This window comes from Ancylomarina sp. (genome assembly GCF_041555295.1).
GTDB lineage: Bacteria > Bacteroidota > Bacteroidia > Bacteroidales > Marinifilaceae > Ancylomarina.
Genome location: NZ_JBFFKR010000016.1, coordinates 1 through 25,791, shown reverse-complemented (window position 1 = coordinate 25,791; position 25,791 = coordinate 1). Strand labels below are relative to the sequence as shown.

Below are 25,791 nucleotides of genomic sequence, written 5' to 3'. Positions count from 1 at the left end.
TCCTTTTTAAATCTGAAATTTATGAAAGCTGAATTAAATACTCAAAATATCTCCCAAGCAGAAGATTTGTTTGCCTCTAATACGAATTTTATATTGACTGTACTTCCTCGAATAAAACTTTTATATGCCATAAAAAAGGAACTCAAGGCTTATCATGATCTAAAATGGTCTTTTGAGTTCGATCATGTTAATATAAATCATAATAGGGTATTAATTGAATATTTACCTTCTTTTAATAAAGAACTAGCTTTATTTTACGAAATTCCTTTGGTACAAAAATTTGAACTTCGAAGTTTCTTAGGTAATTCTTCGGTTCATTTTATTGATATCTATAATTTTCTAATTGATAACGATTATATTAGAGAAAATCAGTTTACAATACATGCTGAATATCGAAAAATCCCTCATTTTATATTAAGTTTGAAAGTCAGAAGATATCAACGACCGATCTTGAATCATTATTCAAGTCTTGAGCAAGACTCAATAAATCCCATTGATGACACAATCCTTGATGAGCTTAAAAGGAATTTTGATCTTTTTAACCCGATATTCAAATTAATTATTGATAACTTTCGTTAATCATCGACTTAAAATTTAATGCCTTGAAACAATTTAAAATTTTCAGACATTTTCAGAATATCAGCATTGGTAGAGCTTACCTTCTTCTTTTTTCTTCGCTATCAAGCCTTATTCTTATTATTGTTGGGTCGATATGGATCTATAATGAGTATTCAAAATTCCATGCTGAATCGAACTCACTAAGAGATAGATATATTGAGGAGCATAAGTCAACATTGATTCAAAATACTAAGAAGTGTCTCGAATATATCGAGTATAAAGAAAACCAATCCGAAGAACTCATTCGAGAAAATCTAAAGACCAATGTTGATCAGGCTTATGAGATTGCTCAATATATTTATAATAAAAATAAGAATGTTTTATCAAAAGAGGCTATAAAACAGCGAATTAAAGAAGCGATATCTGCCTTTGAGTTTAACTCCCATAAGAGATATGTTTTTATAAATACGCTCGATGGTGTTGGTGTTCTCTATCCACGAAATCCAAAATGGGAAGGGAAATCTTTGCTTAATTATAAGGATATCAACCAAAACCAGTTGGTTGTGAATGAATTAAATCATTTAAGAGAGGCTGATGAATGCTTTATTAAGTATAAGGGATCAAAAAGTAATCCTAATAAGTTTAATGCCTATACGAAGATATCATATATTAAGAAGTTTAAACCTCTTAATTGGTACTTGGGGAGTTTTGCTTATGCTGATGATTTTCTAGAGTCGATTCAAGCTGATTGTATTGAGAGAATTAAAAATATGAAGGTAGACGAAGATAATTACTTCTTTATTTATTCTAAAAATGGAACATGTCTTCTTCATAAAAATGATAAGTATCTAGGGCGAAATTATAGAACTTTTGATGAAGATGATATTGATATATCAAGAAAAATATTGTTTTCGATAGGAGAAAAGAAAGATAGATTTATAAGCTATAATCTGGCTAAAGGAGAAAAGGTGACTTACCTTTTTAATATTGACGAATGGAACTGGATTTTAGGGTCTGGTTTTCATACGGATGGTCTTGAGAAAGAAATTTCTAAAAGAAAACTTGAGTTATATGATCGACTTATTAATTATAGCCTGAGAATTATACTATTAATCGTGATGACTTTTGTAATGCTTTTTCTCGCTGCTAGACTATTGTCATCGAAAATGAATAAGAGTATTGATTCTTTTAATGAGTTCTTTAAAATGGCATCGACAGAATCTGTGAAAATTGATGTTGAGAAGCTTAACTTTTCTGATTTTAAGAATATGGCTTCTACGGTCAATGTGATGATAGATACCAGAGTCAAGAAGGAAAATGAACTCGTACAGGCTCGAGAACTTGCTGAAAAATCAGACAAGCTTAAATCTGCATTCCTTTCGAACATGACTCATGAGATTCGAACGCCAATGAATGCTATTGTTGGCTTCTCTCAGCTCTTACAGCAAGATGGACTTAGTCTTGAGTACCGGAATGAGTTTATTGGTCACATTGTGAATAATAGCAATTCATTATTAGCATTAATTAATGATATTATCGATTTCTCAATATTAGAGTCTGGTACCGTTAATATTAGCTATTCAAACTTTGATTTGAAGAATATATTTATTGAGCTGAAAGATAAATTTGAGCCGATAAAAGAAAATATTGGGAAAGCGGAACTTAATTTGGTTTTTCCTGATTCTTCCAGATTGGAAGAAACACATATCTATTTTGATGCCATAAGATTAAAGCAGATATTGAGCTATTTAATTGATAATGCTTTGAAATTCACAAAGCAAGGACAGGTCGAAGTGGATTTTAAGCATGCGAAGGATGCTATGATATTTTGGGTGAAAGACTCAGGTATTGGTATTTCAGTTGAAAAGCAATCCTATATTTTCGACAGATTCAGACAAGGTGAAGAAAGTTACAACAGACGATTTGGTGGAACAGGTATTGGTTTAAGTATTGCCAGACAAATTGTGCAACACTTAAAGGGTTCAATTTGGGTAGAATCACAGACTGGTGAGGGATCTGTCTTCTATTTTAAAATTCCTTTAGAACATAGGAATTCTAATAATTAGATATAAATTATAATATATCCTTCTCTATATTTTAGAGAAGGAATTTTTTTTGCCACTTTTATAAAAACAAAAAAGAGAATAAAACATGTGTTTTATTCTCTTTTAGTGATCCAGCCAGTATCATAACTCTATTAATGAAACTAGGCTGTTTGTGTATGTTGGTACTGTGTGGGTACTGCAAATTTGATAAATCAAACTGTTTGCTAGTATATCACTACTTTAAAATTCTGCCTAAAAGGGCTTATTAAAGCTAAATAAAAAAGCTCATCATTGAGAAGCTTTTTTATTCTGTTCTTTCTGCATTTCGTCTAACATGTTTTGCTTGATCAATGTTAGATGGTGCATTTGAGACAAATTGAAGATGTTTACAATCATCGTCTGAATCTGAACTACTGCATATGAGCTTATTGCTATAATTAGAAATAATGCTATTTTGTTAGTGTATTCTATTATGATTGTAGACATTAATATAGAAGCATCAATTTGTTCAATCAGACTGAAAACAAATGCAACTATCAGGGCAGCTCCTAGACTTAAAATGCTAATTGCAAAAACACCACTAAATTTTTGATAAGTACTAATAGGTTTTTCTTTTGAAATTTTTGCTGCAGACTTAAGAAACTTCTCGTCTCCAAAACCAATAATTATAGCATACCCTCCAAGTAAAAATCCTAATAAACTAGGAGTGATACTTAATACAGTTTGTGTAATGGCATTGACAGCTGATAATATATTAGTGCCACTAAGTATAATCCCTGCGTAAGTAACACAAGTTATAACACTTGGAATTATTAGGCTTTTTAGGAATTTTTTAAGTTCGTAAACATGAAGTAGCCCTTCTAACCCCATTCCATGAGTGTGTTTTAGATTATTTATTTCTTCAGTTGTCATACTCTAAATATACCCATAAACTTTCGAACTACGTTCATCATTAAGTTGTCAATATTTTCAGCTTCAACAGGAAAAGATTCAGGATGTTCTTTTGTAATTATTTTCTGAGCTTCACCATTAGCGTTAATGACACTTGCTGTAACTAATCCATTACTTTTAGCTAATTCAAGAGAGCCTCGTAAGAATGTGTTATCTCTTGATAATTCTTGATTGTGATCAGGACTTATGCTCATCTTGATTTTACTGGCATTCATATCCTTTAATATTTCGTCAACAAATTCTGATGCTTCTGGACCTATGTCGTTGTTGGTATATGATATCTGGATATCAAGTTTCTTGATAGATTCAGAATTCAATATTTGTTCTATTGTTTCTGCTGATTGCTCAATATAAACTTCAATTTCTTCTGTTCCTTTTCTGCATTGTGTTAAAGCATTTATTAGGTATTCTGTAACTTGGCTCATTGCTACAGTTCCAGCTTTGTAACGTACGCAAAAGCGGTGAGCTTCGGGTATGAAAATATAATCTGTTTCTTTTAAATTTGGAAACATACCTTTAGGTAGTTCATAGGTTGATTTCTCAAGATTACCTATATTAATCCATTCATCTGAATCAAGATTTGTGAATCGTGCTAGTTTTCCGTAGAGTATAGTATTATTGTCAATTTTAGTGTTAAACTGAGTTCTTAGGATCATACTATTCCCACGCTTAGGAGTACCTACTATTTTTTTTTCGAATAATTCTTTAAATAGTTCTGTGTAAGCTTCTGCACCTGTACGTTCGTTAGAACGAAGTTTAACGTTAAAAGCGTAGTATATTGCTTTTACTTTTTTTGTTGCCATAATTTTGATTTGGGTTTAATGATTTTAATATGAGCTATATGGGAATATTTCAACTGCTCATATTTATGATAAAGATAGTTTATTTTTCTACATTTAAACTCGAGCCATTATGTTGTGATATTAATTTTAAAAGGGAAGATCATCACTGACCAGTTCATCAAAAAAATCAGCATCTTTTGAAATGCTAATTACTTCGTTATTATTAGTTTTTAGTATTAGTTTATCAGGTTGAACATCTTTTAATATCCCGAGTTGTTTATCGCCATGCCAAATAGTGTTATTTATAGTAAATATCTTGCTTTTTATCAAGAATTGTTCGTTTAGTGGAATATCATCATGATGATTGCCATTTCTCTCAATCGAGGTGATTCTATTTTGAATTTCTTTTATTGCCCTGAGAATTACACTTGTTTCATTTGATAGATTGACTGATTCAGAAAGTGTGGCTGGTTTAATTGCTAATAATTGAATTATAGAATTTACCTCTTCGTCCTTTGCCTCATGTGTTTCTTTTAGACTTTTTGAAACTGAGACGATGTCTTTTTGGACAGAGTCCACTCTGAGGCTTTCGTTGTAATCAATCGTTCTTAATCCCTGAATATCAAAAATTCGATCCGTTTTTAGGTCCTTTATGAGGAGAGCTTTTTTATTAAAAGCTTGTCTTAACCCTAACTCGTAAAGTACATTAGGATTTTTTGCACTCAAATCACAAATGACAATATCAGATTCTAGAATTTTAGTAATAATGTCGAGAACGATATAGTTGGTTTTAACTTCATCGTCTGCTCTGATGGGTTCAAATCCTGCATTTTCACAGGCAGGTTTAATAATATGATCGTAGACTCTTCTGAAATGTCCTTTTTCATACCCTTCCTGATCAGAAATAGGCATTATCACGAAGCAAGTCTTAATTTTTGTAGTCATTGTATTGTTAGTTTTGCGATAAGTTTTTTCAGTAGAATATTTAAAAAGGGTTATATTGAGATACCGTTGTAAGCGACTATCTATTGCTGTTTATTGATTGTTGGAATTGAAGGTTTCATTAAAATATTCCTTATAAATCTGATTGCCTTTTGGCGTCAGATTATAATAGTTCCCTCTGTGTGGAGAATGTTTTTTAATGATGATATCATTAATCAAAAAGTACTCTTTAATATCACTGGATATACCTGAAGGCCAGTCTGAGGTTTTATTAATAGATTTAGTAATACTCCCAAAATTTTCAAAAGCTTTTTGGTTATTTTTTAAAATATCATAGTCCGTTTTAGTGCGACTAAGTTCGACTTTAGTAGCTGCTTTTTTAACATTTTCTGATAATTCTGGCTCTTTTATGCGATTTTCGAGTTCAGTAATTTCAGCTCGTAAGCTTATAATTGTATTTTCTTTTTTTGATAATAATTCGTCGAATTCAGTCTCTTTTTCTTTTAACTCTCGTCTAATTTCTATTGATTGTGCAAGAGTTAAGAGTTGTTTTTTCTCTATCTCATTCTTTTGGTTAATTTTCCATTGGTTAAACTTTAGGTGTAGCCAGTATGCACCATTGGTAACAAAAGGAATCAAAGTTATTAAGACAAGTGTGGATAAAAGCGGGAATGAAATTAAGTGATGAACATCATTATAGTTTTCAATGATATAATCAATTTTAGTCCCTTTAAGCTTTAACTCGCTTATGAAAAAAGTCAGATAAACGATCCTCCAATTCCAAATAACCCAGGATACAACCAAAGTTCCGTAGAATGGGCTAGTCACTCTTTCAAATAGGATTGAATTTATTGATTTTCTTAGGTCAGAGATCATTATAAATAGAAGATTAGGGGATAGTTAGATTTTGGGTTTTATTTCAACGGCCTATAAGCAGCTCGAAATTTGATGAATAACGATTTTATATAAAGGTTAGTTGGTTTTTTCTTTTCTTAAAAGAACTTTTTGATTGCTCCTAGAACAGTAAAAACATTTAGAATTGAAGATTTTTTCACTTCATTCTCGTCAAACTCATTTGTATTTATAGGAACAAGCCTATAATTGTCTTCGTTATTTGATTTTCGGATGATTTTAATTGTCCTTATATGATCTGTAACAACTGCATAAATCTCACCAAAAAGAACATTGTCTTCCCAATTAGTTAACTCCTTAAGAGCTATTATATCACCATGGTTAATTTTTTCAGCCATTGAATTCCCTGTAACATTGCACCATAGCTGAGCATCTTTAAAAGGTGCAAAAACTATGTTGTGATCAGGAAGTAAGGTTTGATTATTAAAGATTGCATTAAAACCACCAGAAAAATCAACATCGTAATAGGGTACTCCTAACCCTAATTCAGGACTAACACATGGTGGTAACTCGTTAATGACCTTCTCTTCACTACTTATGATCATTTCACCTTTCCCTGTTAGTAACCAATTGAGATTTAAATCTGGATATTGATAGCTAATTTTCTCACATATGTCTGACCTGATACTTCCTTCTTTGTCTAAAAAACCATTTGATAGCTTAGTTTCCTTGTAAAACTTGTATTTACTAATGTCTTTTGAATCAATGTATTCAATAATTCTAGATCGTATCATAGAAAAATAGCTATTAAAATGTTTGGAATAATAGAAAAGAATCTACTATTTTGTCGTCGTTAATCAATCAATAATATCAAAGATATGAAAAATACGGAAACACAGTTAACAAAACGTGCCTTAGCTCCAATTATGAGAGCAATGGCAGTAGGCGATATTGAAAATTATCCTAAATCACAGTACCGATCTATAAGCGTGACAGCAAGTAATCTCACTATTGAAGAGGGGAAAAAGTTCTCAAAGCGAACTACAGGTAATGTAGTAGAAGTTAAACGTACCCTGTAATCTCCACACCAAAAAAATAAAAAAAATGAGTTTAGAATTACAAGAGGAGTTTGTGCAGGTTCGCCGCGTAGATCTATCGGCTTTGATTAGTGAATTTAAAGAATTAAAAGAAAAGATTGAGGCCAATACGCTGGATTATCAACTTGACCAGTTATGTGGTACGAGTCGAATGGTGAGCTCACCTGTTGTCTGTAAAATTCTTGGTTGGAGTCGCTCCACCTTTAATCGTCGTTTGGTTGACGAATTTAACCCAATACCTATGACTAAAGATGGTAGAGACTGGGTAATGAGTAGAGAGGTTTTTACCAAATACTATAACGAAACATATAATCCACAAAACTAAAACTCCCTTACCCTTTAACCACAAACCCAATGAAAAAAGCTTTAAGAATCCTATTTCTAGTCATGGCACTAGGAACATTAATAGCGGTTTTATCTGGTGCTTATTGGCATCTTATTTCTTTAGCGATTTATCTGTTTTTGCAATCGCTTTGTGTTACTCCTAAACAAGTTAAAGCATGATTCGAACAATTAAGAAAATAGGGGTTCATCCTAATTTCATAACAGCAATAGGCTTTATGTCCTTAATTGCATTTATTCGAGCTATCATGATAGCCGATGTTTTGACAGCTGTTTTAGTTCTAATGTTAACGGCGGTTCTATTTGCTGTTATAAAAACAAAATAATCTTCATGACTCATAATTTAAAGATTTACCCAGAATATTTCGTGGAGGTACTTTTAGAAACTAAGCCTTTTGAAGTCCGCAAAAATGATCAAGATTTTAAAATAGGAGATACTTTGCATTTACTTGAATACTGCCCAGAAGAAAAAAAGTTTACAGGTGATTCATGCGCCAGGAAAGTAAGCTATGTTCTAAAGGGTGGGAGCTTTGGAATTGAAAAAGGATATGTCGTTTTAGGCTTACAAAATGAACTCTTAGAGAAGCTTTGAAACTCTTATCCAATATGTGATTAAGGATAATTCACGCAAATAAAAAGGGAACGAATACACAGGTTTTTTCAAACCTGTTTTTTTTGAAAATTGCTTCCGAAAGCAAAGAAAAACGCACGTCTTTTTGTAACGCATACACCGATATTTTAAGACAATTATCTCACCATTTTTTCACAACTACAAACATTGATAGACGGGATCAACATAGAATTAGCGGGGTTTGATTGTAGGCTTTGGAAAAATAATCCGAATCTTAAATTTAGGTACTATACGGAAGAGGAAACAAAAGAAGTTTTAGGAAGTAGAAAGGCGTATTTCAAGGGATTAACCTTTACAATTGAGCCGAAAGGCAAAGCCAAAATAAGCGGTTCAATCCATACGTTCTTTAATAATGGAGACAACAATGCAACCCGTTTCACCTATGACGATTTTGTAAATGCCGTAAGTCAGTTGTCGCAATTTGGAGTAAACCCAAAAACAGCAATCCTAAGAGGATTCGAACTAGGTCTAAACCTAGATACAACCGCCTGTAAGATCGATAACAAAACCTTTATTGACAGTATTCTTTACTGTAAAGGTGCTACGCGTTGCGATATGATGATTAATGAAAAGCCAGGCTTCGGATATATATTTAAAACCACCAATACTAGATACAAGTTTTACGACAAATCAGAACATGCCAAAGTTGAAACCTCTGAATTGTTGAGAGTTGAAGCCAAATTCACCCGCATGAGAGCGGTTGAGAATTACGGTATCAAGACCTTATTCGACTTAATGGATAAAGAAAAACTAAGCAAGTTGATTGTTGATAAATATTTAAAAGCAATAGACGAAACAATCTTCTTTGAGTGGGATCTAATCAAATCGACTCGTAAAATTCCAACCAAGTACAAAAGCAAATTCAAAGACCTTCGAAACCCAGACTGGTGGATTAAAGACGAAAGAAGTCGAATAGATAGACACCGCAATAAATTACTACTTGAAAAACTTGTGAAGCTATACGCAAAGCGAAACATTAAAAACATTCTGAAAGATCTTATTTCACTGGAATTAGAAGCTGTTACACGCAATAAAAATTGTTACGAATACACCGAGTTTAAAAGCTTGAATAATTGGAACAAACCAGACAACGCAAAAAAAAGTGTAACGAATGCACAACGTATTGTCGGGTGCGATTCCCACGACCAAAGGGAGGGAAAGAAAAAGAAAAAATACTGTTTGATCTGTGGAAAAGAGATTACAGGCCAGAAAAGCGATTCTAAGTACTGCAACGATCAAAGAATATGTAGAGACAAGGCTTATAACCTAAAAGTTTCAGAGAACAGAAAGAAAAAGAAGAGTGACAAGGAAAAAGAAATACTAAAGCTCATAAAGAACTTGGGAAGTGAATTCACCTTAACAAGAACCACTAACCCCAATAGAAAGAAGGCAAAAGGAGTGAAGGCCAGAAAGACTTCTATAATCGTAACCATAAACGGTAAAAGAAAATACTACCATGGTTCCCAGGCTCGATTCTTCCTTGATGAATTTGAAAAGAAAACAGAAAATCAACCCGAACCCGAATTATGCACATAGAACAAATTATTATTGAAACGGTACAAAGTATTACCGATCAAAAGAAAGAAGCCAATAGATACCCCTGTTTCGTTTTAGATACGGAATTGACAAAAGAGCTAACCAGAAAAATAATAGGGATTGTTTTAAAGCTCAGGAGGGAAAAGCGATTAAAGCTAGGGCGAACAATTAATAACAACTTTATTGAACTAATAGAAAATACTTGATATGGAATATAGAACAATGAACCGAAAAGAAATTGCGGCGGAGTTGGATATTTCAACAACGACACTTACTCGCAGAATGGAAAAAAGTTTGAATCCTGAATTTCTTAAGCTAATTAAGAAAAGGGCACTTCTTTTCGAAAATGAAGTGAAATACATTCATGAAGGAATAACAGGAGCCAATAAAAAATGGTAAGAGGTTCAAAAGTAAGGTATGCCCTAAACGGAACCCAAATAATAAAGAGTATTTCATGCTTTTACACCTTTAAACGTACGTTTTTGAACCCACTCCAAAAATGAACCCAAAAAACGAAAATATTTTAATATGGAAAAGAGAAAAATAAAATATACTAGAAAATCAACAATCGAACAAAACGAAGCGAGACAGGTTGAAGGATTGAAAGATTACACTGGTGAATTGTTCACAGATAAAATATCGGGTAAAATTGCTTTTCCAGATCGACCCGAAGGAAAAAAAATAATTGATGCTGTGAAATCTGGTTTAATTTCTGAATTGATTGTTTTTGATGTTGATCGACTAGGGAGAGATACGAGAGACATTCTTAACACTTTTCACATAATGAAAACTAATAAAGTTTGTGTTACTATTCATATGCTGGGAATTAAAAGTTTAGTTGATGGAAAGAGTAGTCCAGCATTTGAACTTGTGACTACGGTAATGGCAACTTTAGCACAGCAAGAAATCGAAAGAACCAAAGAACGCCAAATGCAAGCAATCGAATTGATTAAAGAAGCTGATAAAGAACGAGAACAAAAAGACAAAGTGTACAAGGGACGTAAGAAAGGAGCAAAAAACAAAGATTCTAAATCCTTAGTCGATAAATGGAAAAATGTAAAAGCCTGTTTAGACAGTAACATGAGTATTGACAAAACAGTTGCCGCAACAGGAGTAAGCCGCAGTACAGTAAAGCGCGTAAGAACTGAATATTTTAAAACTAAGAACAACAAATAGCATGAAGGACGAAAAAGGATTTGTAGTTGCATGGTGGAGTGCTGGTGTCACCTCCGCAGTAGCTTGTAAGATGGCTTTGGAAATGTACGACAATGTAAAGTTGTATTATATTAAAATAGACAGTGCTTGCCCTGACAATGAAAGATTCAAGGCTGAATGTGAAAAATGGTATGGCTGTAAGATAGAAACTTTACAGAGCAGTAAATATAAAGATCAGTTTGAAGTCATAAGAGACGTTCGAGCCGTCAACACTCCTTATGGTGCTCCATGCACTAACAACCTGAAAAAGAAGGTTAGGTTTGATTTTGAGAAAAAACACGAAATAAACCTGTTTAATAATTATGGTATTCTGAATCAAGTTTGGGGTTTTGAGTATTCTAAGAAAGAGATTAACAGAGCTATTAGATTCGGGCAGCAATATCCCAACACTCACCCTCTATTCCCACTAATAGAAAAAGGATTAACTAAACCAAATTGTGCAGCCATATTGATGAATGCAGGTATTGAACTACCAGTAATGTATAAACTGGGCTATAATAATAACAATTGCCGATGGTGTCCAAAAGGCGGCAAAGGTTACTGGAATAAAATGCGCATTGATTTTCATGATGGATTCTGGAAAATGGCAAGATTAGAGCGCGAAGTTGGATATAGTTGTATTAATGGAACATTCTTGGATGAATTAAAACCAGACGAAGGAAGAATGTCTGAAGAAATTATGCCTAGCTGTGGACTTCTTTGTGATTTAGAATTTGCAGACATGCCAGATAAGAATTTAAGTGAAGTTCTGGAAGGAATAAAAACGATTTATGAAGCAATGGCAGCATAAATCGGTTAACATAGATATTGTGTATTCATTTTAGGGTGTCGCAATGAATATAGCAAAACGAGGTGTTTTGATAGTGATTACTATATTTTTTTAACGGCACACTCTAAAAAGAATACAATCGATCAAAAAAATGTAATCTCATGCACATCGATGTTTTAATAATAAAAAATCTAGCTCATGGTTCTGAAAATTTTGAAGAATGGGAACCAGAAGAAAAAAGGCATAAAAAAAAAGGAAGCTTTTAAAAAACTTCCTTTTCTTATTTTATGTGTTTATTCACATATTGAAAATATGCTTATTGTTTAAACTTAATACCAATAGCACTTTTACCACTTGAATAAATTACGGCATCTACCTCTGATTTTGCTTTTTTTGCTTTTTTCATAATACCTTTAACGAATTGGTTTAAATCCTGCTCCATAGAATTGTTAATTAAACCACCTGTTAATGCACTTTTGCCTTTAAAGCCTCCATTCTTTTTGCAAACAATATTATAGTCTCTTAAAGGCTCTGATAATGCGTAAACCTCTACGCCTTGAATTCTTCTAACTCTACCAATTCCTTTATTTTCTAGTGTTGCTTCTTCGGTGAATTTAATAGCTACAACACGCTTTCCGCCTGAGTATAAAAGAGCATCGATAGATTTTCCATTTTTCTTTGCGCTCTTAGTGGCTTTTTTTACAAATTGAGCCATCTTTTCAGATAACCCCTCGTTAATTAGACCACCTGTAAGCATTGATGTAGCTTTGATACCGTTTCCAACTTCGAAAACAACTTCGTAACTTCTCAAAGGTTCGGTTAAAAAATACGTTTCCAAACCTTGTAGTTTTACAATTCGAGCTAAGCCTTTTTCTTCCGCTGACGAAAATTTAAAAATACACATTAGCATCACTAGGGAAAAGATAATTTTCTTCATAAAATATTTTTTTTTGTTAAAAATTGAAGCCGAATATACTATATTATATGAAAAATAGCATTGTCGTTTTAAATAAAATACTGTTTATATAATTGTCGTTTTTGTAATGATAAATATTGTAGTGTGTTATTGCGGTGGTGTTACGCTCTGCCATTATCTATAGTTCATCAGCTCGTCAAAAGTTCCTAATGCCTTTTTCCAATATTTATAAACTGTAATGTCAGAATGGTTAAAATTGTTCCAATCTGTCGGAACTGTCACCCTAATTTGCATTAATAGTTGCATTGTGTCTGTTGTTCCATCACTAAAAACCTGTACGCCGTTTTGTTGGCTTGCATTACCTAAATAGTAAGCATCACCCGTAACAGTTGGAAAAACTCTCTTAAATACAGGAATGTAAACCGTTTTCCCTTGGTTTGCGCTCTGCATTACAAGGCTTAAAGGTGAAATTTGCAAATTCTGTTGTCCGTCTTTTGTAACAACTGGAATATTTAAAGTAGGATTTGCACCAACTAAAGCAAAGTTTATAGTTTTATAATCGATCGAGATATTAAAATCGAAGTCTTTTAATATTCTCATATCAGACCTAAAACCTTTTATTGCATCAGGCACGGAAAACTTGTGTTTTGCTTCATTTGTCACCGTGTAATCACAACTAAGCCCATCAGGGTAGTTGTGTTCAATTGGTGGTAGTTCTGCCTTGGGCATATCTCCCCAGATCACATTACCCGCTGCATCTTTACAAATAGCAATCTTTCCCGCTGCTGCACCTGTTTTAACCTTTAGGGCTGCTGTTGAAACGCTCTTTTTAAAATCTGCGATACCTTCACCATTTAAGCTGATACCGATACTTTTATCTTTCCCTGCTAGTTCGTAATGCCCTGCATAGTCTAAAATGTTTTGAGAATGTTTTGCACTCCCTGTTTCATCTTCAATAGTATGTCCGTAAGAGTTCACACCATCACGACGAATTACAACTCTATTTGTTGTTCGATAGCCTTTGTCGGTTACTTCTTGCAAGCTTGGAACTTCTGCCGCTGCTGTTTCATGCTTTTCCTTACTAACAAGTTCAAAGCTCTTGTTGTGTCCTCGAAACCTATAAAAAGCCCAACCACTACTTATAGCAGGGTCGCTGCTTGCATCAATCACCTTTACCAATTCACCATCAAAACAGGCCGCTTTAAATGTGTCTCTATCTGCGATGGTTGAATAGGCTTTTGAAGCGGGGTCAATATGCTCTTGCCCTACCAATTCAAAGGAATTTGATTCTTTGATATAGCGATATGAAGCCCAACCACTTTTAATATTTGGGTCTTGTGCTGCATTTATAACTTTAACAAGTTGTCCGTTATAAAGCCCCCCTCTCAGTTTGTCTCTGCTTGAAATATCAGCCGCACCAATTACACCTAAATCTAATTTGGGTATGTTTGGCGCACCCTCTATTAAAAGCCCGTTTTTGTAAATATGGCTTACCTGAGTTTCAGATAAATTAATCGTATAATCAGGATTGAAAACAAATTTAATTATAGCAATAGGTATGTATATTTTAGTACCAGAAACATGTTCTTCTATGCTTGGGAAGTCGGAAGAATAATCAAACATAGACGACCAATAAATATACCCTTTATAGCATGACATTCTCATATAATGGGTAAAACCCAATGTATCGCAATTTTTCTTAACGTTGGATGAATAAATCTGGTGAGTTCTTAATCCTAATTTGTATTCTAAATTTTTATATTTAAATACGTCTACACCGTTTTCCAATCCAGTCCAAACAACATCAAAAGCCTTAAGGTCGTTTGATGGCTTTAGCTTCATTTCAACATTTGACGGAAACTCAAAACCTGCTCCGTGATTCAATTCATGGAAAGAGCAAATCTTTTTATCTGCATCTTTTACAATTGTTTTATTATCAATTATTGTTTCTGGTAGCTCGGTTATTTCTGGAGCTTGTTCAATTAAAGTTCCGTTTCTATAAATACGGCTAATTTGTGTTTCATCCCAATTTACTGTTTTGTCTTCATTGAAAATAAACTTCAAAACAAGAATAGGAACACACATTTTACCGTTCCAGTCGAACGGCTCTAAGCTCGGAAGCTCCTTTGTGACTAATGGTAAACAAGGAAAATAAACTTGACCTAAATAAGCCCCTAAAGTGTAGTGAAATGAATCCCCGTAAATGTCGTATTGCTCGACCAACCAAGCTGGGGTGAAATTTGCACTATTCAAACCTAGTTTATATTCCACATTCTTATACTTGAAAATACCTTTCCCGTATGTGTAGCCCGTCCAATTTAAAGCAAAATTGTCTGCTCTGCTTGTCGAGTCCAAAGAAGCCGAAACGCTGCTAGGAAATTCAAAACCCGTTCCATGATTTAGGTCGTGAAAGCTAACTAGTTTATTGCTTGCATTTTTTACAATAGTCCTATTATCAATTGTTGTTTCTGGAAGTTCCTTAATCTCTGGAAGCTTCACTTCCTTTTTCAAGTAGTTTTTCCACAGCTTAAAAACTGAAAGCTTTGCATTGTCCCAACGCCCAGAACTGTTTAATTCACATCTTACAATAGCAATAGGAATACGCCCAGCCTGTTCAATACCGTCAAGTTCTTGGTTGTAAAATATGCATTTTCCATCTGGGTAGTTATTAACCTGATAATTTCCATATTTTAAGGGGTCATTATCGTCTACAACTTCAGCCAATAAACCCCAATGCATATAATTATCATCTACACCACTATAAGCCTTTAAGGCTCCTCTTCCAAGTCTTAGGTATTTCTTTCCTTCTTTTGTGTTTACGGGTATGTGAACGCTTCTTTCAATTCGTCCCATACCTCTTACCTCATGCCTTATCAAATCTCTGTGAACATCAGCAAAGCTAAATTCGAGGTCGAAGTCTTCGAGTATCTCAAAGCTTTCGTGCATGGGTCGCATTGCATAAGGTGCAACTATTGTGTTATGATTTCTATCACTATTTAGAGCCCCGTTTGTAGTGGTTACAAAATCGGGTTTAATAGTTTTTACTTCTTCCTTTTCTTCCTTCTCAATCAAATCATAGCTTTTCGAGCTAATTTGATAGCGATAAATAGCCCAACCGCTTTTAATATTTGGGTCGTCCGATGCGTCTATAACTTTGATTAAATCCCCATCGTTAAAGGTTTCAGAGGCTTCATCTCTTAGGGCTATATTGTTGAAGGTCTTTAAGCCTTCATCATCGTTATTTTTTGATATTCTCATCTTTCAAGAGTTTTTTTGTAAATACGTTATAGGTTAAATCACAGGAGTTGTAGCGGTTCTTTTCACATACAGCATTCCCGCCCTTTGCAACTTGAACCACTAGAGAACTGTCATACTCTGACATAATTCCACCTCTAGCTGTTCCGCTTGTGGTACTCTGGAAAATCACAAGCCAAATCACCTTAGGGTACTTTTCCACCAATTGGCCAAAGTCCCCTTGATCCACACCGCCAAGCTTGCCCCAGGAATCAATGGCAATACAATCATAGATTTTGCACTGCTTTTCTAAAGCTTGCAAACTCGTATCAGCATCAACAAAAACATGATCCTTATTTTTAGAATCGATGTAAGTAGTATAAGAACCGAAAAGCTCCGACTCTGGCGAAACCTCAAGCGATTTGAAAAGACATTTCAAACCCTGAGAGGCAAACAGGTTTATAGCCTGACATAGTAGGCGGGTTTTTCCTGCACCTTTTTCACCACGGAGTACCATTGCAAAACGGTTTCTTTCATAACCACCAATGAACTTGCCTAAATCGGTTTTAAGAGTGATAATGTGGGTGTTCGGTTTCCAATTATCTAAAGAGATTGCTTTTGTATTACCTAAACCAAATAAGCTCAATTGCTCCTTTTGGCCTTTTGGTTCTGGCTTTGGTTCTTCCTTTGTAGTAGTTGGGAATAGCTCAGCGAAAACAATTTTTGCAATATAAATAGCTTGCGATGTGTTAATTCTTTGCCATGCTTTAAACCTTGGCGACCATCTGAAAGCCTTCGATTTTAATAGTTTTCTTGCTTCTTCGCTTGGCTTATCCTCAGTAATAATCTGAATCCTTTCGGCATCTAGATTGTTGACAAGCTTAGCCACCGAATTTTCAAGTATCACACGTTCTCCCGTTTCTGTAACTCTTGCCCCGTCCGTTTGGTTTTCTAGGTTCCAAATTTTATTAGTCTTTGAAAAAATAGTGACTTCGTGTTTTTTCTCAGTGTCTTTTATGATTTGGAAAACCTTATTAACATATTCGTGTTGATGCTTTTTAGATAGCGTTTTAATAAAAGAACCTAACAAGGCTCTGAAATGTGGTGCGCTACCTACCTGAGTCCCTTTAATAATGCTAATGATTGAAGCTAAGTAGTTAATAACTCGATTTTCAATTTCTTCAAAGGCTTGCTTGTCTGCTAACTCTTTGGGAATAGCTCTTTTGATTTTTTTGATAATTCCTTTTTGAGCCTTATCGTTAAAATCAATGTACTCGTTTAATCTTTTGTGTTCAGTATCTAGCTTTTTTTGATTACTTCTAACAGGGAAATTTGAAGAGCCTGTAATCATAGTTGACATACATCGAGATTTTGCAACAAGTAAAGCGGTTAACTTCTTAAGTAATCTTTCTTTGAAAATCGTAAACTCTGAAACGGCTAATTCCTTTTGCTGATCGGTTTTTGCAATTCCTTCAATTTCCTCGGCAAATTCATTTAAAAGATTTGCATAACCTTTTTGTTGTGAGACAGCTCTTTTCTCTGGTGAAAAAGATGTTCCTGTATATGCTCTGTATGCAAGATCATAGTTCAGCTCTTCGGGATTGGTTCTTGGAATTAAGACGGTTTCAATCTCCTTTTTTTCTTCGATTTTTTTTGAGGCTGTTTCTCCTGGTCGCGCTTCCTTTTTTTTGTCCGCTTTTTTTTCTGGTTTTGGATCTGTATCTGGTGTTTCCTTTGCTCGATCAATCATAGACTTAGGAACCAGCTTTGAAAGATCAATACCCTTTAAAAGATAGTCGGCTGCATCGCAAGCAAAGCCATAAGCTTCTAAAAGGTTTTCATCAATATCGCCCGTTGTACTTTTTAGCCAACCTTTTAAATAAACAAGTCCGTTTTGTCTGTTATATTTCAGGCCTAATTCAGTGCATATAATCATAGCACCCATTTCTGCAACAAGTTCCTCGTTGGCATACTTAAGTGTTTTTGTTGTTCCAAATTTACCACGTCCTAAGCGTTTTGGGTTTTTTGTGCTGTGAGTGATCTCATGAAAAAGAACAGAGTAATAACTATCGATTTGATGAAACTGTTTAAAGTCAACCATGTGAATCGATTCTTTATCGTAAGAAAAACTCGTGTGCTTATAATGGCATTGATCGGCTTGGTCATGGTAGATTTTAGGAACCCGCTTTTTACTGATCAACTGCTGAAGGAAATTTTCAACATACTCGTTTAGCTCATGATTGATAAATGCAACCTCTTTAATCACTGGTTTCTTAATGCCTTCGCAATAGTCTACATTAACCGCTAGGTGCAATTTAGGGAGCATCCAGTCAGGTTTTCGAGGTGTCTTGTTCTCTCTATCCTTAAACATGGGAATATAGGAAAGCACAGAAATAACCTTTAATTTATCAATGAGCTTACCACCTTGACTTCTCAAAGCTGATATTGTGATAAAATAGGGGCTTTTACTGCCGTTTCTTTCCATAGAAAGAATGTTAGTGCTATTCTTATACAAACGTCCTGAGATGTTTCTAAAACCGCTTAAGACTTTTCCATCTTCATCAAATATTAAACCCGCTTTCCAGGGTTTTTCCCATTTTTCAAACAGAAAGGATTTAATATCGTTAATCAATTCCGTTTTAAACTTCTCTTTATCGTCCTTCCAACCTTCCAGGCTAGAAACAAATAAACCCTTTAGAATCTCACTTGTTTTTAAAACGCTGTGTTTGATTCCTCGGGGTTTAGTTGTTTTTTCTGGGCTTTTTTTGCTTGGTTGCTTCTCCTTTTTAGTTTGCTGTATATATCCAATCATTGTTTTACCCGAATATTCGTTTGAAAAATCCTTTTTTCTCAGGTGTTTTGTTTTCCTGGTCTTGCTGGGTTTTTGTGTCGAGGTTGATGGTTCCGCCTTTTTTTGTTTTTATATCCTTTATCTCGATGGTGGTTTGTTGGGCGGGGATGGTTTGTTTCCCTGCTTTAAAACCTATTGCCATTCCCAGACCTAAACCTGTTGTGAATAGCAATACTTTTCCAAATAGTGTTAGTTTATGCCACATATCTATTGTTATAAAATTGGAGTTTTAAAATTATCTTGATTAGTAGTAGGGGTGGAGCTGGAAAACTGCTCGACCCCTACGAATGTTGTGACTGTTCCTGTTAGAATTACAGCCTGTTTGATGTATTCAATATCTGATTTTGTAACGATTAAAAGCATCACAAAACAAACTAGAATCAACATTAACAGTCTTTTGATACTCGCTTTGCCGTTCCTGTCTGAAAGAATCTGAGAGAGCCAACTTTTTTTCATTGTCGTTGTTTATCTGAAAGGTTAAAATCTTAATGTCTGCCTGAATTTCTGCCTGTTGTAACAAGACGGTTTGGCTTGTGTTATAGGCATTATAATTGAACCAATAAGAGCCACAAATCAGCAATACAAGTACAACATGCTCTTTAGAGAATAAGCCTTTTATTTCTGCTGTTGTTGCCATAGTTACAATGATTTTAATGCAATAATTGTAACCGCGGCAAGAACCAAGGGAAACAAAACAACAGGTGAAGAAATATAGCCTCTGAGATAGTTTAAGCGATTGCGCCAAGCCAGAGCAAAGGCGGGTTGCTGCTGTGAAAGCACTGCAATGAATTTTTCTCTTTCATTGAAAAGCATTTCAGCAAGCTTTGAGTTGTCAAAGCTACGTACCGCATTTGCCGTGTTCTGACCTAAGACACCATCAACCTTAAGGTGGAAACCGAAACGATTCATAATAGCCTGTAATGTTTTTACGGCTCGGCCTTTTCCAGAGTTAACCGCAAAATCTAAAAGTTGATTGGCTAGCTCTTGACTGAAAAAAGAAAGAAACATTTTATTCCAAAACTCTTTGATGTAGAAACCTTCAACAAGAGGATTTAAGGATGCAAAAAACGTGTTGTTTTTAATGGCTCCCTTTGCTTTCATTCTGTCAATAAAAGCCCATCCGCCCCAATCAGGATGATACCTGCGGGAAATACCGCAATAGGTTTCCTTTCCATTGTCAAGAGGGTTGTTAGAATAACCGCCTTCCATCTTATGAATGATCTGAAAACTAGGTTTAAATTCTGCCATGAGATTAAATTTTCACTTCGATTTTTTCTAGGATTTGTCTTGCGATTATCATTTCACTCGAAGACATTTCGTTATATAATTCAGCACTTAAGGCTCTACCTCTTGGCATGCCGTATTTTATGCTTACTAAAGCATAATCAGCTTTGTTTTTTAGAGTTTTCAGATTATAATAAACTTGTTTTTCATATGTGCCAGGATACTCAAAAGCATCAAGTAAAGCCTGTGCAATCGCTTTTGCTCTGGTATCTGAAAGGGTAGGTGTTTGACCGATTCTTAACATGTCATCTTTAGCCTGAGATTTAAAAGCGGCCTCTTTCTTTTCGGCTTCCTTTCTACTTTTCTGACCTGTAATGAAGGAAAACATGTTGCCCATGTTATTGATCATCTTGTAACCTGCAAAAACAGTGAGACCTACCAGTAGAAGGCCGCCAATATTCACTGCCTTTTTACTACTCGGTTCTAGGTTCTTGTATTTCTCAGCCCCTTTTTTGGCAACAAGGACAGCGGCTTGCGCTGGAATCACCCCTAGCATGCCTTACGGAATTTATATGCTTTTTCCAGAACCTTATTTAAGTCCTTTCCACTGTTCTTGAAATATTCCAGGATACGCATAGATTTATCGTTTAAGCCTTCGCCAAAAGAGTTTAAAAGCTCCGTTTTCCCTTCTGGTGTAAAGGTTTTTTTATCATCGTTTTTAGCCATTTTTTTCGGTGTTTTGGTTGTTTACAACTACGGTGTTAATTACCCTCTGTCCCTCCTTAGTTCTTTCTGTCAAATCTGTCTGTGAAATGATATAAAAGCCTTCTTCATCTTTAATCAAATCCGCTTCTAGCTCAACATGAAAGGTTGCTTCCTTGTCGATGTAGTCAATTTCTAAATCTTCTTTAGGCTTAAGAGGGAAACCAATCTTACTTGACATATCAGGATAAATCAAAATGTTACCTGTTGTTTTATTGCTCAGTATAATTGATTTTGAAACAGGCACGCTAACCCGTAAGCGCGTGCCTGTTTCAATTATTTTTTGGATGCCTTCAAATAATCTCATTTGAATTTATTTTTCCATAGTGAATACTAAAGAGCCTTTAACCGCTCCACCACCATGAGAAAGCTTGATTTTGATTTGGTTGTTTTCAATAGGGTGGTTTAGTTCGAGCTCTGTTCTGTCACTTCCAAGCTTTAAAAACTCAATAGGGACAAAGTCAACAATTGGGTTTTTTCCGTTGTGAGTTCTTAACTCAACATCAAGATTGTTTTCTGATTTTCCAACCCAAGCGACTGAAACAATCTTGTTATAATCATCAAAGCTCAGCGACTCTGTTTTGTCGCTGGAGCTTGTAGATGTAAGGTTTACGGGATAAACAAATCTTCTCAAGATTATTTCCCGTTAGCAGTGATTCTGTAACCCACCAAAGCAATTTCTAAAGCAACATCTTTATCCGCTGCTGTTGGATTTGCATAAATGTTTAGAGCTGGTAGAATCACTTGATTAGAAGGAATCAAGAAAGGAGATACCGCATAACCACTTTCAACAAATTTTTCGTCACCTGCTTCTTGTGGCATCATGTGACGTAAAGCCGCTTTGATTTTCTCTTTACCACCAATTTTCAATGATAATTCATTGTTGAAGAAAGAGGAATCAGTCTTCGCAAACTCACCAGAATAAGTCAATTTTGCTAATTCAGCTTCGTTTTTGATTACGGCTGTGTGTCCTGCATGAGAAATGACAATCGAAGTCACTAAGAAGGCAGTACCGCCCGCAAGCTTTGCGTTTGAAATGTTACGAACTCCGTCCATTTCATTATCCTGTGGCTTCAAAAGCTCTTGAATACCTGTCTTTGTTCCTAGAGCGATTCTAGTGAAAAGAATATCTTTTTCAATTAGAGTGTTTCTATCCACCTCAAAAGACATTCTTTCGTCTTGTGATACAATTTGAGAAACCGCACTTTGTAATTTGATTTGATCTACTAAATTCATCGTTTTATATTTTTTATGGATTATGATTTTTTGATTGACTTATTTTCAGAAGGGAACTAATTATAAGGCTAGTTCAAACCACCATTAAGCTCTTCGATATCTTCAAACATCCCGTTACCATTGCTTTCAATAGTGTTAAGCTCTCTTTGAAACTCGTTTTCTTCATAAGCTTCCTCAATAGCATTAAGTTCTTGGATTTGCTCAGGATCGTTAAGGTCTAAAGCGGTCGTACCAAGAGAACCGCGTAATACAGGAATAAAACCAGCATCTTCTTTCCCAAAAGGACTAACAGCCGAAATAACACCCGCAGTCGCAACACCCGCCGCAATCGATTTGTACTGATCAGAAAGCTTTAAGGCACCAATTGTACCAATTGCCGCAACACCAAGGCCTACGCCAACTTCTTTCATTTTCTTTTTCTTTGGGTCGGTTTCTTCCGATACCTTCAAGGCTTTTTCACCTGCAACTACGATCATTCGACCTGCCGCAACACCTAAAACAGTTTTTCCAAGCTCTTTGGCAACTGTTCCTAAATCTGTTTTGTTACTCATTTTGCATTTACTTTTTTGGATTATTACTCTTGTTTTCTGTACTCTTTTTTTTGTTGGCTGCTACCATGGTACCAACACCAAATAAGACTAATGCCGCCATTCCAAGCTTGCCCATACCTGCTGTTTTTACTTGTGAAGTAGAAACCTCTGATTCTGTAAGGTCTGTTACAAGTTCTGGTGTTTGAGAAGGAGCTTTAGAATCTGTTTGTCCAGTTGGGTTTTTCTTTCTCAGGTTGTTGATAACAACGAGATTGTTTTCTGCTCGTTTGATCTTGTCATCAAGCTTATGTCTTTCCTCTACTGTTGTAGCCTTCTCTTTGCGATCCTTTAGATTTTCGATGTGCTTTGCTTTCAGCTTTGCAAACATTTTATCAAGGTGTAAGCCCTTTAAAATCTTAAGAAGAAACGGTTTTAAGAACGTCATAGCTTTGGCAATTAAACCCGTCGCAGCGGGGATGGCCACCGCAGGTAAAACACCAATTTCGATATTAACATCCTCGTCGAAACCTTTTAGACTTTTATAGTCAATAGTTGGATAGCCTTTGCTTTTAGAATATTTCACATAGCCTTTCTTAATGGCCGTTCTAAGCTTTGAAGTACGCCCACCCAGGAAACGGAATTTATCAGCAAACTTGCCGTAAGCTTTTACCGATTTCGCCCATTGGTCTAAATCACAACCTATGGAAATGGCTTGCTCTTTAGTTAAAAGACCAAAGCCGAATTTTAAGGCCAAACCAAAGAAGTTCTTTTTGATAGCAAGCAGAATCCCACCACGGACAGCCATGAATAAAGGATTGATTTTGTTTAAAAGAGTGATTCCTTTCTTAGCTACTTTACCAACTACCTTAACCGTTTTTTTTACAACTTTTTTAACCTTCTTGGCAACTTTTTTAATCCCTTTTCTTAATTTTTTAAACCAACCGTCAAACCAACCCAGAAAGCCCAAACCTTGAACATCGCTTAAGCCTTCCAATCCGCTTAAGTTTTTTTGCTCGTAGCTTGTGCCATCAGCAAGCTTGATTGTGATGCCTTCCAAACTGCCGCCCATCATTTCTTTAAGGACTTTTCGAACATGCTCGAAATACGCGGGCTTATAACCCAGAGCGTGAAAAGGTGCAGGGTCTTGCTGATAAGCTTTTAAAGTGATACCGAGTTGTTTTACCCCTAAAGTTCTTAAAGCGGCTTCCTCTTGCGGGGAACTGTCAATATCTCCCAGGCCTTTTAAACCCTCCATTGTGTTGGCAAAGTGTCTAATGCTTTCGTCTAACTCTCCAAGTTCACCTAAGTGCTCTTGGCCGTCTAAACCTTGTAAAGTTTCAATTGTCATTTTACTGTCTTTTTTTGATGAGAATGGTGCTTCAACATTGAAGCGATGCAACACAGTATCAATACAAATAGAGTCTTCAGCGACAATGTAAACATGAGAAAAGGGCTTATTGTCATAGCCCGCAATTCGGATCGAAAAAGGGATGCCAAGACAATACAGAAGAGAACCACAAAAAATCGTATGGTCATCACAATCACTCGGTGTATTGGGAGTGCTTCTATTCAACCAAATACGCGCAGGGGTGCTTAATTGCTCGACTCCGACCTTATCGCTTTTGTATTGAATATGATGAAACACAAAATCCCAAACAGCCTCACAGGTTTCAATTAAACTGTTTCGTTTAAGAACTTTAGCAAGCTGGCTTACTTGTCCATGATTGTTTTTGATGATTTCTTTAATCTTCAAAACGGTATCGTTAACATCGCCCTCAGTGAAAGAGCTGGTGAACGTCACACCGCTTGTGTCGATTAAGTGATTACATTCTAAACCGTTTTTAATTGTTCTTTTGCCTTGTCCAACGATAACCCCCGAAGAAGTCATAAAAGACCTGACGCCATTTGCCCCGTTTACTGCTTTTAGTTTTTCCATTTATTATAAATTATTGATTAAGTTTTGAATAAATGAAGACGGGTTTTTAATGGTTTTAATAGTGTCTATAATCTCTTTCCAAACATCGGTTTCGATTTCAACATCAGGAAGATTAATAGAATCTATTTGAAGGCTTTTAATAGCTATAAACACCTTGTGACTGTTGAAGTTCTCGCCGCTAATAAGCTTTGATAAGTTTTCGAGATTAACAGAAAAAAGGTATTTCAGGCTGTTTTTAGAGTTTCCTTTTATTTCAGTATTAGTATTGATTAGAGGGGTTTGACCTAGTACAATTTGATGAGTCCCTTTTTTTAGAATCAAGTCTAATTGGTAGGTGTTTAGAATTGTGTTAAGACTTGTTTTGTTGTTCATTTTCACAGAACCTCTTAAGTCTAGTTCACTACCCAACAGATCAAGCTTTATGTGTGGCATTCCATTAGGTGTAATTTCTAGTTTTGAAAGAAGAGCCGTTTTTACAGCGTCACTAGCCTGGTCTAGTTTCTTGTCCAGGTATGGAAATAATCTGCCTCTGTAAAAGTAGGCTACTGCAACACCGCCGATTAGTATTAGATTGCTTGTTTTCATGGTTCAAATATGAGTACAAGAATCGTGAAAGCCTTATGAGTGAAGGGTTATGGCGGGTGTTGTCTAACCTTGATGGATTGTGTCCACTTCTGTTGACTTATGACGTTAAATGGCCTATTATGTGCCTTTTTTAGCCCTTGGAATTGCTCTACTTTTAAACCGAAAACGGGTTTAAGACATGGATAATACATAAACCCTTAAATAGTAGGTGTATAAACAGAATAAACCCGTTTACGGTAAATCAAAAAAATATGAGATGTAAAGAGTGTGGAAAACAAATATTTGGGAAACGCCCCGATAGCTTATATTGTTCTAATCAATGTGTTGGTAGAGCAAAACGGAAAAGACAATTAGAAAAAAATCTAAATGGGTTAAGCAGTATAGACCCGTTTCTGAATCAAAACAATCAAATGAGCCAAAACCCCAATGATGAACTTAGACAAATCGAGAGAGAGCATTTCGATAAAATTTTGAATTTACGTTCTGAATACGGTGATCGAATCTCAGTATTAAAGGATGATAATTTAAAGCAATCCTTTAAAATTGAGCGGCTTGAGGATAAAATAAAAGATTTGGTGGAAAAGCATTCAACGGATTTAACCGCTGCCAATAAGAGTGCGACTAAAGATGTGGTTCAATCAATTTCGGCAATGCCCGCAATCCAGTCAACACTGGGTATGATTGCAACTAGTTTCATTTCTAGTAAAGATAAAGGCTTATCGGGGGTTGAAAGCGGGTTTAATATTCAGGAAAGGCAGATTATTGAGGCAATTAGAAGAATGCAACCAGATGCACAA

At 35.3% G+C, this 25,791-nt stretch carries 31 protein-coding genes; 12 read left to right on the top strand and 19 right to left on the bottom strand.

From position 1 onward, the window contains the following. Window positions 1-21 precede the first annotated feature (21 nt). A complete protein-coding gene (locus ABY905_RS02840) occupies window positions 22-579 on the top strand; it encodes a hypothetical protein (protein WP_372640240.1) in 558 nt (185 codons plus the stop codon). Between the two features lie 23 nt (window positions 580-602). Further along, window positions 603-2,624, top strand: a complete 2,022-nt coding sequence (locus tag ABY905_RS02835) for a cache domain-containing protein (RefSeq protein WP_372640238.1) — start codon at window positions 603-605, stop codon at window positions 2,622-2,624. Window positions 2,625-2,891: 267 nt separating this feature from the next. Here the strand turns inward: ABY905_RS02835 and ABY905_RS02830 are convergent, their stop codons facing one another. The 5 genes from ABY905_RS02830 to ABY905_RS02810 all read right to left on the bottom strand — a co-directional run bounded on the left by ABY905_RS02830 (window position 2,892) and on the right by ABY905_RS02810 (window position 6,924). Beyond that, window positions 2,892-3,515 carry a hypothetical protein gene (locus ABY905_RS02830; protein WP_372640235.1) on the bottom strand — a complete coding sequence of 208 codons (624 nt, stop codon included), beginning with the start codon at window positions 3,513-3,515 and terminating at the stop codon, window positions 2,892-2,894. Then, window positions 3,512-4,357, bottom strand: a complete 846-nt coding sequence (locus ABY905_RS02825) for a DUF4747 family protein (RefSeq protein WP_372640233.1) — start codon at window positions 4,355-4,357, stop codon at window positions 3,512-3,514. Before ABY905_RS02825 ends, ABY905_RS02830 begins: the two co-directional genes overlap by 4 nt. 126 nt (window positions 4,358-4,483) lie before the next feature. Further along, window positions 4,484-5,248, bottom strand: a complete 765-nt coding sequence (locus ABY905_RS02820) for a hypothetical protein (protein ID WP_372640230.1) — start codon at window positions 5,246-5,248, stop codon at window positions 4,484-4,486. Window positions 5,249-5,371: 123 nt separating this feature from the next. Beyond that, window positions 5,372-6,154, bottom strand: a complete 783-nt coding sequence (locus tag ABY905_RS02815; protein WP_372640228.1) for a hypothetical protein — start codon at window positions 6,152-6,154, stop codon at window positions 5,372-5,374. Between the two features lie 116 nt (window positions 6,155-6,270). After that, a complete protein-coding gene (locus ABY905_RS02810; RefSeq protein WP_372640226.1) occupies window positions 6,271-6,924 on the bottom strand; it encodes a helix-turn-helix transcriptional regulator in 654 nt (217 codons plus the stop codon). An 84-nt stretch (window positions 6,925-7,008) separates the two neighbouring features. Here ABY905_RS02810 and ABY905_RS02805 point away from each other — a divergent pair, with 84 nt between their 5' ends. The 9 genes from ABY905_RS02805 to ABY905_RS02765 all read left to right on the top strand — a co-directional run bounded on the left by ABY905_RS02805 (window position 7,009) and on the right by ABY905_RS02765 (window position 11,741). Beyond that, on the top strand, window positions 7,009-7,209 hold the full coding sequence (locus ABY905_RS02805) for a hypothetical protein (protein ID WP_372640224.1): 201 nt from the start codon (window positions 7,009-7,011) through the stop codon (window positions 7,207-7,209). Between the two features lie 25 nt (window positions 7,210-7,234). After that, the gene (locus ABY905_RS02800; protein WP_372640222.1) at window positions 7,235-7,552 is read left to right on the top strand and encodes a hypothetical protein; all 318 of its coding nucleotides are present in this window, start codon (window positions 7,235-7,237) and stop codon (window positions 7,550-7,552) included. 29 nt (window positions 7,553-7,581) lie between these two features. After that, window positions 7,582-7,731, top strand: a complete 150-nt coding sequence (locus ABY905_RS02795; RefSeq protein WP_372640220.1) for a hypothetical protein — start codon at window positions 7,582-7,584, stop codon at window positions 7,729-7,731. Further along, complete coding sequence (locus tag ABY905_RS02790; protein ID WP_372640218.1) at window positions 7,728-7,895, top strand: hypothetical protein; 168 nt, start codon at window positions 7,728-7,730, stop codon at window positions 7,893-7,895. The genes ABY905_RS02795 and ABY905_RS02790 overlap by 4 nt, the downstream gene beginning before the upstream one ends. Before the next feature lie 5 nt (window positions 7,896-7,900). After that, window positions 7,901-8,161, top strand: a complete 261-nt coding sequence (locus ABY905_RS02785) for an ASCH/PUA domain-containing protein (protein WP_372640216.1) — start codon at window positions 7,901-7,903, stop codon at window positions 8,159-8,161. A gap of 186 nt (window positions 8,162-8,347) precedes the next feature. Further along, window positions 8,348-9,736 carry a hypothetical protein gene (locus tag ABY905_RS02780; protein ID WP_372640214.1) on the top strand — a complete coding sequence of 463 codons (1,389 nt, stop codon included), beginning with the start codon at window positions 8,348-8,350 and terminating at the stop codon, window positions 9,734-9,736. Between the two features lie 207 nt (window positions 9,737-9,943). Then, window positions 9,944-10,135 (top strand): hypothetical protein, encoded by a 192-nt coding sequence (locus tag ABY905_RS02775; RefSeq protein ID WP_372640212.1) that lies wholly within the window; start codon window positions 9,944-9,946, stop codon window positions 10,133-10,135. Between the two features lie 129 nt (window positions 10,136-10,264). Then, window positions 10,265-10,912, top strand: coding sequence for a recombinase family protein (locus ABY905_RS02770; protein ID WP_372640210.1), 648 nt, complete (start codon window positions 10,265-10,267; stop codon window positions 10,910-10,912). A 1-nt stretch (window position 10,913) separates the two neighbouring features. Further along, the gene (locus ABY905_RS02765) at window positions 10,914-11,741 is read left to right on the top strand and encodes a hypothetical protein (RefSeq protein WP_372640208.1); all 828 of its coding nucleotides are present in this window, start codon (window positions 10,914-10,916) and stop codon (window positions 11,739-11,741) included. Window positions 11,742-12,036: 295 nt separating this feature from the next. On the opposite strand, the gene ABY905_RS02760 is transcribed toward ABY905_RS02765, so the two are convergent. The 14 genes from ABY905_RS02760 to ABY905_RS02695 all read right to left on the bottom strand — a co-directional run bounded on the left by ABY905_RS02760 (window position 12,037) and on the right by ABY905_RS02695 (window position 24,994). Continuing rightward, on the bottom strand, window positions 12,037-12,657 hold the full coding sequence (locus ABY905_RS02760; protein ID WP_372640206.1) for a hypothetical protein: 621 nt from the start codon (window positions 12,655-12,657) through the stop codon (window positions 12,037-12,039). A gap of 153 nt (window positions 12,658-12,810) precedes the next feature. Then, on the bottom strand, window positions 12,811-15,894 hold the full coding sequence (locus ABY905_RS02755) for a hypothetical protein (RefSeq protein WP_372640203.1): 3,084 nt from the start codon (window positions 15,892-15,894) through the stop codon (window positions 12,811-12,813). Continuing rightward, on the bottom strand, window positions 15,875-18,682 hold the full coding sequence (locus ABY905_RS02750; protein ID WP_372640201.1) for a zincin-like metallopeptidase domain-containing protein: 2,808 nt from the start codon (window positions 18,680-18,682) through the stop codon (window positions 15,875-15,877). Before ABY905_RS02750 ends, ABY905_RS02755 begins: the two co-directional genes overlap by 20 nt. A gap of 4 nt (window positions 18,683-18,686) precedes the next feature. Further along, entirely contained in the window at window positions 18,687-18,926 is a 240-nt protein-coding gene (locus tag ABY905_RS02745) for a hypothetical protein (protein ID WP_372640199.1), read from the bottom strand. 126 nt (window positions 18,927-19,052) lie between these two features. After that, a complete protein-coding gene (locus tag ABY905_RS02740; protein ID WP_372640197.1) occupies window positions 19,053-19,358 on the bottom strand; it encodes a hypothetical protein in 306 nt (101 codons plus the stop codon). 2 nt (window positions 19,359-19,360) lie between these two features. Continuing rightward, window positions 19,361-19,969 (bottom strand): glycoside hydrolase family 108 protein, encoded by a 609-nt coding sequence (locus ABY905_RS02735; protein WP_372640195.1) that lies wholly within the window; start codon window positions 19,967-19,969, stop codon window positions 19,361-19,363. Between the two features lie 4 nt (window positions 19,970-19,973). Continuing rightward, a complete protein-coding gene (locus ABY905_RS02730) occupies window positions 19,974-20,501 on the bottom strand; it encodes a hypothetical protein (protein ID WP_372640193.1) in 528 nt (175 codons plus the stop codon). Continuing rightward, the gene (locus tag ABY905_RS02725) at window positions 20,495-20,671 is read right to left on the bottom strand and encodes a hypothetical protein (protein ID WP_156190198.1); all 177 of its coding nucleotides are present in this window, start codon (window positions 20,669-20,671) and stop codon (window positions 20,495-20,497) included. Before ABY905_RS02725 ends, ABY905_RS02730 begins: the two co-directional genes overlap by 7 nt. Beyond that, window positions 20,664-21,014, bottom strand: a complete 351-nt coding sequence (locus ABY905_RS02720; protein WP_125029548.1) for a hypothetical protein — start codon at window positions 21,012-21,014, stop codon at window positions 20,664-20,666. Before ABY905_RS02720 ends, ABY905_RS02725 begins: the two co-directional genes overlap by 8 nt. A gap of 6 nt (window positions 21,015-21,020) precedes the next feature. After that, on the bottom strand, window positions 21,021-21,341 hold the full coding sequence (locus ABY905_RS02715; RefSeq protein WP_372640191.1) for a hypothetical protein: 321 nt from the start codon (window positions 21,339-21,341) through the stop codon (window positions 21,021-21,023). Between the two features lie 2 nt (window positions 21,342-21,343). Next, window positions 21,344-21,943, bottom strand: coding sequence for a hypothetical protein (locus ABY905_RS02710; RefSeq protein ID WP_372640189.1), 600 nt, complete (start codon window positions 21,941-21,943; stop codon window positions 21,344-21,346). Window positions 21,944-22,011: 68 nt separating this feature from the next. After that, a complete protein-coding gene (locus tag ABY905_RS02705) occupies window positions 22,012-22,494 on the bottom strand; it encodes a hypothetical protein (protein WP_372640187.1) in 483 nt (160 codons plus the stop codon). A 7-nt stretch (window positions 22,495-22,501) separates the two neighbouring features. Next, the gene (locus tag ABY905_RS02700) at window positions 22,502-24,409 is read right to left on the bottom strand and encodes a hypothetical protein (protein ID WP_372640185.1); all 1,908 of its coding nucleotides are present in this window, start codon (window positions 24,407-24,409) and stop codon (window positions 22,502-22,504) included. Window positions 24,410-24,412: 3 nt separating this feature from the next. Then, window positions 24,413-24,994, bottom strand: coding sequence for a hypothetical protein (locus tag ABY905_RS02695; RefSeq protein ID WP_372640183.1), 582 nt, complete (start codon window positions 24,992-24,994; stop codon window positions 24,413-24,415). Window positions 24,995-25,404: 410 nt separating this feature from the next. Here ABY905_RS02695 and ABY905_RS02690 point away from each other — a divergent pair. After that, the coding region (locus tag ABY905_RS02690; protein WP_372640181.1) for a hypothetical protein at window positions 25,405-25,791 on the top strand (387 nt) is incomplete at its 3' end.